Here is a 13,394-nt window from a genome sequence, read left to right on the forward strand (position 1 = left end):
CAACGAATGCGAAGGTTTGCCTACACGCTGAAACTTGGCTTGAATAGGCCAAGTTTTTCTTTCGCTTAAAACTAGAGGTGATTATAGATGAAAATGAAACCCCCAGTAGAAAAAAATGAATACTACGATGTGACATTTGAGGATTTGACACATGAAGGAGCGGGCGTCGCAAAGGTCCAAGGCTTCCCGATCTTTGTGCCGAATGCCCTACCCGAGGAAAAAGCCCAAATCAAAGTGACACGCGTCAAAAAAGGGTTCGCCTTCGGCCGCCTGATTGAGCTGAAGGAAGAAAGCCCGCATAGAACGGACGCCCCATGCCCGATTTACAAACAATGCGGAGGCTGCCAGCTTCAGCACATGACCTACGAAGGCCAGCTCCTGTTTAAACAGAAACAAGTCAAAGACGTCTTAGAACGCATCGGCAAGCTGGACCTTTCAAAAGTCACCGTGCACCCGACACTCGGCATGGAAGACCCGTGGAACTACAGAAACAAAGCACAGGTGCCGGTAGGAGAACGGGAAGGCGGACTCGTCGCGGGATTCTATCAGCAAAGAAGCCATGACATCATCGACATGAGCGCCTGCCTGATCCAGCAATCCAAAAACGACGAAGCCGTTCAAGCTGTCAAAGACATTTGCGCAAACTACGGTGTCAAAGCCTACAACGAAGAACGCCACAAAGGCTGGCTCCGCCACATCATGGTCAGATACGGCGTTGTTACGGGCGAAATGATGATCGTCTTCATCACAAGAACAAGCGACTTCCCGCACAAAGCGAAGATCATCGAAGACATCACAGCGCAATTCCCGCACGTCAAATCCATCGTGCAAAACATCAACCCAAACAAAACAAACGTCATTTTTGGCAACGAAACAAACGTCATCTGGGGCGAAGAATACATCTACGACCTCATCGGAGACGTCAAATTCGCCATCTCCGCCAGATCGTTTTATCAGGTCAACCCAGAGCAAACAAAAGTGCTCTACGACAAAGCGCTTGAGTACGCTGAGCTTCAAGGGGAAGAAACCGTCATCGACGCTTACTGCGGCATCGGAACGATTTCTCTCTTCCTGGCAAAGCAGGCGAAAAAAGTGTACGGTGTAGAGATTGTGCCGGAAGCAATTGAGGACGCGAAGCGAAACGCCGAATTAAACGGCAACACAAACGCAGAGTTTGCTGTTGGAGAAGCGGAAACCGTGATTCCAAAGTGGTACGAAGAAGGCATTACAGCTGATACGCTGGTCGTCGACCCGCCAAGAAAAGGCTGCGACGAAGCCCTCCTGCGGACAATTGTGGAGATGAAGCCGAAGCGGGTAGTGTATGTGTCCTGTAATCCTGGCACGCTTGCGAGAGATTTGCGGGTGCTTGAGGATGGCGGGTACGTGACGCGCGAAGTGCAGCCTGTGGATATGTTTCCGCATACGAATCATGTGGAGTGCTGTGTGTTGATAAAATTAAAAGAATAAATAGTCAAAAATCTATGCTGATGGAACTGTTGGTTCTCTAAAACGATAATTGATTTCAATGGTTCCATTTGCATGTACTTCTATTTCATCTACTAACAAATGAAGCATTTCGGGGGTAAGTGTACCTTCCTTCATGAATTTATCTAAGCTCTTTTTAAAATCAATTATTTCTTTTTCAATCTTTTGAAATTCTAGGTCCTTAGATAGTTGGTGAAGGGTAGTTTCAAAATTTGAAATATCTTCATTGGTGATATTTATGGCTAATTGGTAATCTTCTTTAGATATAACACCATTAGCAAGAGAGATAACTAAATTGGATTTATCTCTCTTTTTATCGTTTAATTTTTCATTAATTTCGATTATCTTAGATTCGATTTTTTCTTTGTACTTTAACGCTTTTTCACTTAATTCTTTAAAATAATTTTCCTTACTGAATTTCAAATATATCTTATTTAGGTTGGTTATTACTTTATCAGTTAAATCTATTTCACTTACGTAATGATCACTACATGCTTTTAAACCATGTTTATTATAACTTCCACAAACATAACCTTTTCGATTCTTTTTAAAATGCATTGACCTCCTGCAATCTTTGCAAACCGCAGTATTTGTAAAGAGATGTACTTCAGCTTGAGGTCTCCTTCTTTTTCTAGTTATTAAAATCTCTTGTACAATAAGAAAGTCTTCTAAAGGTATGATTGGTTCGTGGCTTTTTTCAATAATTATTTGGTTTTCTAGGTTAACTGACCTTCTTCTTTTACTGGTAACACTCGGTCTATATTCTCTACATTGTTGTAGTGTCCCAGTATAGTGAGGATTTTCGAGAATTTTTCTTATTGAAGATCCGTGCCATTTGTCAGTAGCGTTCTTTTTGCGGGCAAGCTGCGAGGGACTAGTGACCCCTTCGTTATACAATCCCCTTGCTATTGCATCAAAGCCTTTTCCAGCAATATATTCTGAAAAGATTCTAATATTTACTATTTTCTCTGCGTTTGCTGAATTTGAGAGAGATATGATTGTAGAACGAACTCAAGAAGGTAAAATGTTGGCCAAGCAGAATCCGGATTTCCGAGAAGGAAGACCCAAAAAGTTCACAAAGCAGCAAATCAATCATGCATTAACATTACTAGAAAATCATTCGTATAAACAAGTTGAAGATATGACTGGGATATCAGTTTCTACACTTGTAAGAGCTAAAAAGAAGAAAGCTGCTGAAGCTATAAATGGATAAATATTGTGAATTAATTATTCAATATCTTGAGAAATTTTTATAAAAGTAATCAAAAGTTTAATGGGGGAAACGAAATGGCGCTCATTGATTTAGAAGATAAAATTGCTGAAATAGTGAATCGAGAAGATCATTCAGATTTCTTGTATGAATTACTCGGTGTATATGATGTTCCACGAGCTACAATTACGCGCTTGAAAAAAGGAAATCAAAACCTTACAAAACGGGTTGGTGAAGTACACTTAAAGAATAAGGTGTGGTTTAAGGAGGCTAAGAAAGGAAAGCTCTTTGACGCCCTTATTGATATAGAACAACAAGTTGAATATCTTTCAGCTAAGCCACGATATTTATTAGTTACTGACTATGATGGAGTATTAGCGAAAGATACAAAAACATTAGAGGCTCTTGATGTTAAATTTGAAGAACTTCCTCAGTATTTCGATTTCTTCCTTGCTTGGAAAGGTATTGAGAAAGTAGAGTTTGAAAAGGAAAACCCCGCTGATATTAAAGCAGCCGAACGTTTTGCACGGATATATGATGTACTTCGTAAAGAAAACAATATTATTGAGACTAATAGAGGGTTAGATTTATTTCTTATTCGTTTACTGTTTTGTTTTTTCGCAGAAGATACTGACATCTTCAAACGAAATAGTTTTACGAATTTAATTAAGACTTTGACTGAAGAAGATGGTTCAAATCTAAATAAATTATTTGCTGATTTATTTATCGTGTTAGATAAAAATGAACGAGACGATGTTCCATCTTATTTAAAAGAGTTTCCGTATGTAAATGGCCAGTTGTTTACTGAACCACATACAGAGTTGGAATTTTCTGCCAAATCCAGAAAGTTAATTATTGAGTGCGGTGAATTATTAAACTGGGCTAAAATCAATCCTGATATCTTTGGTTCAATGATTCAAGCTGTTGCTTCTGAAGAAAGCCGTAGTTATTTAGGTATGCACTACACAAGTGTCCCCAATATAATGAAGGTTATTAAACCGCTTTTCCTAGATAAACTTAATCAGTCTTTTTTAGATGCATACGATGATTATACAAAACTTGAAAATCTTCTAACACGAATCGGCAAAATTAAATTCTTTGATCCTGCATGTGGTTCAGGGAACTTTTTGATTATTACCTACAAAGAATTACGGCGTATGGAAATCAATATTATAAAACGACTTCAAGAACTCTTGGGAGAGTATCTTTATGTACCTTCAGTAACTTTATCTCAATTTTACGGAATAGAGATTGAAGATTTTGCACATGACGTTGCAAAATTATCACTTTGGATTGCTGAACATCAAATGAATGAAGAATTAAAAAATGAAGTTCATAATGCAGTACGCCCAACGTTACCACTTCATACAGCAGGGGATATTCGTTGTGCAAATGCTATTAGGGTTGAGTGGACTGAGGTTTGTCCCGCACAAGGATCTGAAGAAGTATATGTTTTTGGTAATCCACCGTATCTTGGTTCAAAAAAACAAAACAAAGAACATAAATCTGATATGTTATCAATTTTTGGAAAAGTCAAGAATGGTAAAATGCTTGATTATATTTCTGCTTGGTTTTACTTTGGTGCTAAATACGCTTCAACTACAAATGCAAAAGTTGCCTTTGTATCAACAAATTCAGTTACTCAAGGGGAACAGGTTTCTATCTTATGGAATGAGTTATTCAAGTTTGGAATTCAAATCAATTTTGCCTATAAATCTTTTAAATGGGCGAATAATGCTAAAAATAATGCTGCGGTAATTGTTGTGATTGTAGGTTTTGGCCCGTTAGATACCAAAGTAAACAAGTATTTATTTGTTGATGAAACGAAAAAGCTAGTTTCTAACATTAGTCCCTATTTAACTGATGGTGAAAATATTCTTGTTTCTTCTAGGACGAAGCCAATTTCAGACTTACCCAAACTGCATTTTGGGAACATGCCTAATGATGGCGGAGGATTACTCTTTACCATTACGGAATATACAGACGCAATCAATAAGTATCCTGAATTAGTTCCCTATTTTAAAAAGTTTATAGGTTCAGTAGAGTTTATTAATGGTGGTTTACGGTATTGTTTATGGCTTAATGAAGCAAAATATGAAAAAATAAAGTCTAATCCTCTAATACAAGAAAGAATCTCAATTTCAAAAAATCACAGGGAAAAATCAACAGATAAAGGAACGAATAAACTTGCATTAACTCCGTGGAAGTTTAGAGATACTCATGAAACAACTAATTATTCCATTGTTGTTCCATCTGTGTCTTCTGAAAATAGATTTTATATTCCAATGGGATTAGCAGGTGCAGATACAATTTTGTCAAATCTAATTTATGTAATTTACGATGCAGAAATTTACCTTCTAGGCATTTTGATGTCACGGATGCATATGACTTGGGTAAAAGCTGTAGCCGGAAGATTAAAAACTGACTATAGGTACTCTGCAGGTTTATGTTATAACACTTTCCCTATTCCTGAATTATCAACAAGAAGGAAGAATGAAATTGAAGAAGCAATTCTTGAAATTCTTGATCTTCGTGAAGAGCAGGGTGGTACATTAGCAGAGCTTTATAACCCTTCAACAATGCCAATTGAATTAAAAGTAGCACATGAAAAGTTGGATGGAATTGTAGAAAGAGCGTATCGTCAAAAACAATTTGAATCTGATGAAGAACGCTTAGAAGTATTGCTTAAATTGTATCAAGAAATGACAGAACGGTAGGTGTAAGGTGTATGGAAAATATAATTGAAATTAATTATAACCAAACTGGTAAAAGTAAGAAAACAAATGAATACGGTATGCGTGAAATGCAGGCAAGAGCTTTTGAAAAACGTAACTCACAATATCTCTTAGTTAAAGCACCGCCAGCTTCTGGGAAATCTAGAGCTTTAATGTTTATCGGTTTGGATAAGCTCATAAATCAAGGTTTGAGGAAAGTGATTGTTGCTGTACCTGAACGCTCTATAGGTTCTTCATTTAAAAATACGGATTTAAAAAGTTATGGTTTCTTTGAAAATTGGAAAGTTGATCCTAGAAATAATTTAACTGTTGGCGGAGATAACTCTAAGGTTAAATCTTTTGTTCGTTTTATGGAATCGGACGATCAGGTGTTAATATGTACGCACTCTACTTTGCGATTTGCGTTTGAAAAAATTGATGATAAAGCATTTGATAATTGTTTACTTGCAATAGATGAATTTCACCATGTATCGGCAGATGTCAATTCTCGATTAGGTGAATTGTTAAGAAGTATTATTCATAATTCATCAGCACATATTGTAGCGATGACTGGGTCGTATTTCCGTGGAGATTCTGTACCAATTTTATTACCAGAAGATGAGGAATTATTTGACAAGGTAACTTATTCCTATTATGAACAACTTGATGGATATGAATATCTAAAGGGATTTGGTATAGGATATCACTTCTATCAAGGCCAGTACACATCAGCTATTAATGAAGTATTGGATACAAATAAGAAAACAATCGTTCATATTCCAAATGTAAACTCAGGGGAATCGACAAAGGATAAGTACGATGAAGTTGGTAAGATACTTGATATGATTGGTGAAGTTGAATATCAAGATGATGATACTGGAATTATTTATGTTAAGCGACATTCTGACGGTAAAACATTGAAAATTGCAGATTTAGTAGATGACCAAGTTGGAAGAGAAAATGTCGTTGCGTATTTGCGTAATATTGAAGCCCTAGACGATTTAGATATAATTATTGCTCTTGGTATGGCGAAAGAGGGCTTTGACTGGCCGTTTTGTGAACATACTTTGACAGTTGGTTATCGTGGCTCACTTACAGAAATAGTACAAATAATTGGGCGCTGTACACGTGATAGTTACAATAAAACCTATGCTCAATTTACCAACCTAATCGCAATGCCTGATGCAAAGGATGAAGTAGTGACTTATACAGTGAATACAATGCTTAAAGCTATTTCTGCCTCACTTTTGATGGAGCAGGTCCTTACACCTGACTTTAAATTTAAACGTAGAAGAAATGAAAGTGAAAAATCTTCTACTACAGGAGAATTATTCGTTAAGGGATTGAAAGAACCATCAACAGAAAATGTCAAAAAGATTATTGAAAATGATATTAATGATTTAAAAGCAAAAATCATGCAAGATTCACAAGTCCAAAAAACATTTAGTGGAGAAGTAGATCCCAAAGTATTGAACAAAGTGTTGATTCCGAAAGTTATTCAAAAAGTATATCCAAATTTATCAGATGAGGAAATTGAGGAAGTTAGACAGCACGTTGTTCTAGATACAGTTATGAAAGGTGCTAAGTCTGAAGTTGTAGGAAGTAAAGAATTTATAAGAATGGCAGATAAGTTTATAAACATTGAGGATTTAGATATCAATCTGATTGATTCCATCAATCCGTTCCAAAAAGCATTTGAGGTTCTATCGAAAGAATTGAACTCACCAGTGCTAAAACTGATTCAGGAAACTATTGATGCAAAACGTATTAATTTTGATGAAGATGAACTAGTATTCATATGGCCAAAGGTTTAGGAATTTTATCGTTCAACTGGTAGAAGACCTGATTCAAAATCTGAAGACCCACTTGAAAGGCGTATGGGTGAAGCTGTATTATACATGCAAGAGCTTAGGAGGAAACGTGAAAATGGCAAGTAATAGATACCATTCTATTAATGAAATCATGGAAAGTCAGCTGTTTTACCAAATCACAACACCACCTAAGAAAACACAAAAAGCCCAGTATGATCCTGAAGTTGAAAAGTTTTTGGAGATTATTGAATTCGTCAAAGAAAATGGGCGAGAACCCCAAAAAGTCCCTACTGATTTAACTGAAAGAAGTTTAGCAAGTCGATTAATTGGGATTCGGAAAGATCCTGATCGTATGGAATATTTGAAAGAGTATGATGAAATTGGATTACTTGAAGTAAGATCGAAGGAACTAACAATTCCTAAAATTTCTTCAATTGATGATATTCTAAAAAGTGGCTCATCTGCATTATTAGGTGATAATTTAAATAATGATATAACTAGGTCAATTTTTGATACAAGTTCACTTCAAAAGGTTACGACAATGCCTGAATACGTTGCAAAGCGTAAAAAAATAAAAGATTTTGGAAAGTTTGAAGAGCTATTCAAGAAGTGCCACAAGGAAATTACAGAGGGTAAACGAAAAATTTTAACTTTCAAAAATGAACAAGACATACAGTCAAATAGTTTTTATATATTAAAAGGAGTTCTTCTTTATGTTGAAGATGTGGGAGAACGTAAAAAAGCAAAGGGAAAAACCAATGCTAGACTTCGATGTATATTTGAAAATGGAACGGAATCAGATATGTTACTACGTTCCTTATCAGCGGAGTTATATAAACATGGTAGACGTGTGACCGACAATGAAGATACATTGTTGGATAATGTTAGAGAAGATGATGTTTCGACTGGCTTTATTTACGTACTAAAATCTTTGAGTACAGATCCGCAAATTAGTTCCATTAAGAATTTATATAAGATCGGTTTTACAACTGGTTCAGTAGAAAATAGAATCAGGAATGCAGAAAATCAATCAACTTATCTTTATGCTCCAGTAGAAATTGTAACCACATATCAAGTGTTCAATATGAATGCTAGCAAATTTGAGACGGCAATCCATCATGCGCTAGCAAATAATAATTTGGATGTTTCTATTTTGGGGGCAAATGGAAAGATGTTAGTTCCTAAAGAGTGGTTCGTTGTCACACTTGAAGATTTACAAGCTGTAATAGATGAGATTGTGATGATGGTTCATCTTTATGACTAAATTAGTATATTAGGATTTTAGTATTAATAATAATTTTATAGTAGACTATGAAAAAATTTGATGCCATAACAATAACTTGTTCCGCTTTGGAGTTTGTCACAATTGTAGAATTATGTGTTGCGAGTATTAATAGGAAGGGGTTGAGCGACCGCAAAAAAAATTTTCGGTGCTGTCCGCAAAAGGGAGTTTGGGTGTTTTGCGTTATATTTGGTTGTGTGAAGGTTAGCGGAAACTCAATTCGTGAAGTTAGGATTGCGGTTATTACGACTGAGTAGTTTCGTCATACTCTTTTAGCAGTTTTTCTGTCTTATGCATTTCTTTGAGCATCGGATTCATGTAGTCGTTAGCTGATTCTAGATATGCTCTCGTCAGAGTGTCTAGTTTATTTCTAACTTTAGAGAGGTCTTCTTCGAATTTTCCATCCGATGATTGAAGGATAAATTCTTTTGCCTCTTCATATCTTTTTAATATGTTTTTCACCATTGGAGTTGGATTCTTTTGATTTATTGTTTTTATTACAGTGATTGTTAAATTTATTTGTTTTATTAATTCTTTTCTTACTGTCAAGGTGATGCTCCTTTTAAATCTCTATTCTATTTGAGAGTTGCTATATCTGTTTAATGGTTTGATAGACTACTCATCTTTATAATTTAGAGCAATTTTTACAACTTGTTCCGCTGTGTAATCTTCATTGCTCCAGAAAATTAAATCACTTGGTGCCGGATAAGGAACATTTTTCTCTAATAAATCGAGATATTCACTGACTTTCTCATCATCTAATGTTGGGTTCATTAATTCCTTTACAAGAAAGATCAACTCTTCTTTTGTCAGTTTATCCATTGTTTGCCCTCCAATAGATTGTATCTCCATTGATTTTACAAATGACTTTATTTCTTCTGATAATGTTATAGGTTGTTTGCATAATGATAGATAATTGTCTTGAGAAAAGTTAGTCTCATTATAGAGTTTATTAATTGTATTTATAACAATATATTCATATGGAAAACCTCTAAAATATCTTTATTTTAGATTGGTTTATAAAAAATAGCTCAGCAGAGTAGGGCTGAGCCATTTTTTAATTATAGACCGAGGTAACTAATTACAAATTCTTTATCATCCTCATCTTCAGGCAAAATACCAAGGTTTTTATATTCCCATATTGCGATTCTTTCATATCCATCTAATTCTGAGGCTAAAATATCATCATAATTATAATCTAATTGGAATTCTCCGCTACGATCCAATGTTAGTGTAAGGTTAGTCCAAACATCATCGTTATTATTTCTGTGTTCAGTTCTTAATTCTTCAAAAAGTTCTCTTAGTTCTCTTAACAACGTCTTGAAAATATCCTTGCTTACGTTGTAATGGCTAGGTATATCTTGTGAATAAATAATTTGATTATTTTCTGGTGTTCTGAAATGAAAAAGAACCATTGTGGAATCATCTAATACTTCTGCATAAAGATATATCTTTGTCCATTCACCAGGTATGATGTCATTGAGTTTTTCTCCAATAAGTTGATACAAATCTTGCATCTTCCTAGTTTCCATTCTTCTAACCCCCAGGCTGATTTTTAATAGAGACGCTTATTTCTTTTCTGCTCCCAATTTTGTAGGTTACATCGAAATATGATGGTCTAAGTGAATCCCCAGAATAGACTGGTTCTATTTGAACTGCTACTTTTTTAGGTGGTTTTTTGCTTAGGGCTTTTGCCCACTCCTGCTCCATCTCATACCATTTCCCACCGCTCCTATTAATCTGAGAATTCATCGGCACGATATTGTCAAACTGGCCTGAGCCTTTGAATTGGGTGGCGATTAAATGGCCGCCGTCATCGTCAGGCTTTCGGTCCTGGGGCTTTCCAGCATTCGTTTGTGCATATTGGTTTCGTTTCGCTTCTCCCAGCTGCAAGTCTGCTTTGACACTTGTAATTCTACCATAGTTGTCAGTCGTGTACGTGTAGCCTTCTTTTGTTTTGTAGATGATATTAGGCTTCAGCACTTTCTTTCTGCTCCATCTTGCGAAATGCTCGCCGTATTTGACGGTTACCGGCGGTACATGTGGCGCTGGAGTTCGTCTTCCGCTTGATGACGTTCCGTATGGTTTCGGCAGGATGACCTTGGCGAATTTTTGCAGTCCTTCTTTAAGCGTGACCCCGTTGACTGCGTTGTAAGGAACGCCTGCCGGCACTAAATCATGACGGGGATGATACGGGAGAATATCCGCAAGTGTGAGATCTCCGATTTGATTTAACTTGGTTTTGACGTGTTTTTTTGATACTTCAATGCCTGTGTTTACTTTTTGTTTGATGTGATCAACGGTTTGTTTTGAGACTGTTATGGCTTTTTGGGCTGTTGCTGATTTGCTTGCTGCTGTTTTGACTTTGGTCGTCACTTTGGCGGCTGTGCCAGTTTTTGAGACGGCTCCTACGCCTTTTGTGCCGACAATTGATGTGACAACAGTGCCAACCGCATATGACACCCATCTTGCTCTTGAGTAGGTGTCACCATTCACCATGTCTTTTTGATACGATTCTTCGATTGCCGCTGAAATGGCTTCATACGTTTTGATCGGGTGAGCCATCGCTCCGGTAATCGCTTCAACGGTTCCTCCCGGATCTGTGACCATATCCCACAGGCCTACGACCGCGTCTTTCCCGGAATCATAAAGGCCGACGGCAACCCCTTTGAAGCCTGCTTCAAGCTCACGCGTGTTTTCAATTTGGGTGAAGTATCTCTGTTGTTCAGCTGTCAGATTTTCATAGCCGATCGTTTTTGCCATTTCGTAGAATTCATCGGCATCTGCATAATCGTAGTTTTTCAGTCTTTCTTTCAGTTTCTCAATCTCGCGTTCCTTCGCTTCCTCTTTCTTAATCTTCAAGTAAGCCTCAGTCCGCTTTTCAATGTCGCCTTTTTTCTTATGTATGTCACTCTCACGGTACGCCTTGGCGTTGTAGTGGATGGGTGTGGCGTTTTTGCCTTTACCCGTTGCTTCTTGGAGCTTTTGGAAGTCGGATTTGATGAATTGTTCGTTTGGTTCAGACAGGGCGTATTCTGTTTTCAGGTCTTCGTCCAAGGCGTCCAATTTTTCCAGTGTTTTTTTGCGTTTGTCGTTGGCATCGGCCAGCTCGTCTTTGAAGGTTTCTGTTGAAAACAGGTCGAGCGGGAGGATGTCGTCGATATCGTTTAGGATGTCTTTCATCGCTTTTTTCTGTTCGGACATGATGGATTTAGATTTTTTATTGGCATTTGCCAGTTCGTGCTCCAGGAAGGATTCTTCGATGTATGCGTCTGAGAGGCCTTTGTCTTCGGCGGCTCCGGCGATGCTGTTGAAAAATGCGATTTTCATGTCGATGTAGTCGATCCACTGGTCGGCGACGCCGACGTGGTCGTGATAGAATGCCTTGATGTTGCTGGCGCCTTTTCCTGAGAATTCACTGTCACTGAGATCAGCGACTCCTTTTAACGCTTTTCTCAAGTTGACCATTTGCGTTCTTAGTTCTTTGTACTCTTTTGCACGGTCTGTCGCTTCCGAAAGCAGTGTTTTCGCTTCAAATACTTTCATGACCATTTCCCTTCTTTTGTTCGCTCAATATCAAAATTTTACCACGGGTCGGGATAAGGTGGGGGTGAGAACGTGTTTTGGTGGAAAAATGAGTCATTTGGCATGTGTCTTTATTCGTGGAGGGATTGGAGGAAACATGGTCGAAATGATATTGATTGCTACACATTTTTTGGAAGTTTGTATTCTATATTGTTTTTTAAGGAGCATGTTGATGACGAAAAAACGGATTACATTTGGTTTATTAGTTTTAATGGTATGTGTCATCCTGTTTGTTCTGTATGTTCAGTTACGCAATAAAGATAGTATTCCTGTCCAATCTTCCGCCATTCACCCCGAAGAAGACCGCATCTTTTTTATTTACTCCAATCCTTTCATAAAAGAAAGCGTGCTGCTTTCAACCTCTACAGGCGAACGGTTTAACAGGCGTACGTTTAAGGTGGCGGATGTGCCTTATATTCAAACGAAATCTTATGCATCAACAGACCTTGTATTATTGGCGGAACACGAGCCTTTTTACTACACGCTGGAGAAGGATGTGATCAAAGAGCATCCGCTGTCAGATCCATTTGCGTTTTGGTATGAGGGGAAGGATGTCACTATTGAGGCCTATAATGTTGATACGACGGGAAATGAGATCCACATAAACGACAGAAAAACGAAAAAGGAATATACCCTTACCTTGCCTCCGCTTGTCACAATGGGGGCCAGTGATGAGAACTTTATTTATATCATTCAAAGCATGTCTATTTACGTGATTGACAGAAAAACAGAGGAAATGATTGAGACCCTGAGCTTAGCCTCATACGCTGATCAATTCGCAGACTCGGAGGAATTTATCGTCGCGAGCTCGGATCATAAATTGACTGTGATTGAAAAAGGGACATGGAAGACGACATATATTGCGTATCCTGAAGATCTTGAATATGCAGATACTGTGTACTATGACAAAGAAAGCGGCAGTTTTTACGTGGCGTACGAGGACAAAGAGGGTGGAGCGAACTTGCTGGAATATGGGGAGGATTTTTCTATTCACACATACAGCTTGAAATTCCCTTATATGGAGGCGAAGTTTAAGGGGAATCTATTGTATATAGTTGCCCAGGAAGAGCATAAAAAGGGCATCGGCGGATACGTGGGTGTGTTTGATATCCATTCTAAGGAGATGCTTTATCAGTTTGATTTGCCTGAGGAACAGGTGAAGGTTCAGGATTTTGTTGTGGTTGACAATAAGTGAATACTATATGAAATAGAATGACAAAGACCCTTGCATAAAGGGTTCTTTTTTATGAAAAAAACAAATTGACAGGATGAAAAAACAATTTCTTCCTTCTATATTGTTTTCAAAA

The 13,394-nt window shown here is 37.5% G+C and carries 10 protein-coding genes and 1 pseudogene; 6 read left to right on the forward strand and 5 right to left on the reverse strand.

The features are described 5' to 3' along the window. The first annotated feature begins 87 nt into the window (after nt 1–87). Nucleotides 88–1,467: a 23S rRNA (uracil(1939)-C(5))-methyltransferase RlmD gene (gene rlmD, locus NST22_RS03710; protein WP_003233892.1), complete on the forward strand. Its 1,380-nt coding sequence runs from the start codon at nt 88–90 to the stop codon at nt 1,465–1,467. A 12-nt stretch (nt 1,468–1,479) separates the two neighbouring features. Here the strand turns inward: rlmD and NST22_RS03715 are convergent, their stop codons facing one another. Then, on the reverse strand, nt 1,480–2,382 hold the full coding sequence (locus NST22_RS03715; protein WP_003233891.1) for a recombinase family protein: 903 nt from the start codon (nt 2,380–2,382) through the stop codon (nt 1,480–1,482). 52 nt (nt 2,383–2,434) lie between these two features. Between NST22_RS03715 and NST22_RS03720 the strand changes: the two are divergent. The 4 genes and pseudogenes from NST22_RS03720 to NST22_RS03735 form a co-directional block, all read left to right on the forward strand. Further along, a pseudogene (locus NST22_RS03720) lies at nt 2,435–2,698 on the forward strand (recombinase family protein); the annotation flags it as partial. Nucleotides 2,699–2,772: 74 nt separating this feature from the next. Beyond that, nucleotides 2,773–5,412 (forward strand): class I SAM-dependent DNA methyltransferase, encoded by a 2,640-nt coding sequence (locus NST22_RS03725; protein WP_003244282.1) that lies wholly within the window; start codon nt 2,773–2,775, stop codon nt 5,410–5,412. Nucleotides 5,413–5,423: 11 nt separating this feature from the next. Then, a complete protein-coding gene (locus NST22_RS03730; RefSeq protein WP_003233883.1) occupies nt 5,424–7,223 on the forward strand; it encodes a DEAD/DEAH box helicase in 1,800 nt (599 codons plus the stop codon). Between the two features lie 112 nt (nt 7,224–7,335). Continuing rightward, on the forward strand, nt 7,336–8,484 hold the full coding sequence (locus NST22_RS03735; protein ID WP_003244035.1) for a GIY-YIG nuclease family protein: 1,149 nt from the start codon (nt 7,336–7,338) through the stop codon (nt 8,482–8,484). A 261-nt stretch (nt 8,485–8,745) separates the two neighbouring features. Here NST22_RS03735 and NST22_RS03740 read toward each other — a convergent pair whose 3' ends face one another. From NST22_RS03740 to yeeF, 4 genes are all read right to left on the reverse strand, one after another. Next, nucleotides 8,746–9,051 (reverse strand): hypothetical protein, encoded by a 306-nt coding sequence (locus NST22_RS03740; protein ID WP_003242885.1) that lies wholly within the window; start codon nt 9,049–9,051, stop codon nt 8,746–8,748. A gap of 66 nt (nt 9,052–9,117) precedes the next feature. Next, a complete protein-coding gene (locus NST22_RS03745; protein WP_003233877.1) occupies nt 9,118–9,324 on the reverse strand; it encodes a bacteriocin immunity protein in 207 nt (68 codons plus the stop codon). A gap of 239 nt (nt 9,325–9,563) precedes the next feature. After that, entirely contained in the window at nt 9,564–10,019 is a 456-nt protein-coding gene (locus NST22_RS03750; protein WP_010886434.1) for a TIGR01741 family protein, read from the reverse strand. A gap of 19 nt (nt 10,020–10,038) precedes the next feature. Further along, a complete protein-coding gene (gene yeeF, locus NST22_RS03755; RefSeq protein ID WP_003242909.1) occupies nt 10,039–12,048 on the reverse strand; it encodes an LXG family T7SS effector deoxyribonuclease toxin YeeF in 2,010 nt (669 codons plus the stop codon). Between the two features lie 211 nt (nt 12,049–12,259). Here yeeF and NST22_RS03760 point away from each other — a divergent pair, with 211 nt between their 5' ends. Then, nucleotides 12,260–13,282 (forward strand): hypothetical protein, encoded by a 1,023-nt coding sequence (locus NST22_RS03760; protein WP_003243884.1) that lies wholly within the window; start codon nt 12,260–12,262, stop codon nt 13,280–13,282. Nucleotides 13,283–13,394 lie beyond the last annotated feature (112 nt).

The sequence above is a fragment of the Bacillus sp. PS237 genome, from assembly GCF_037963345.1.
Taxonomy (GTDB): Bacteria; Bacillota; Bacilli; order Bacillales; family Bacillaceae; genus Bacillus; species Bacillus subtilis.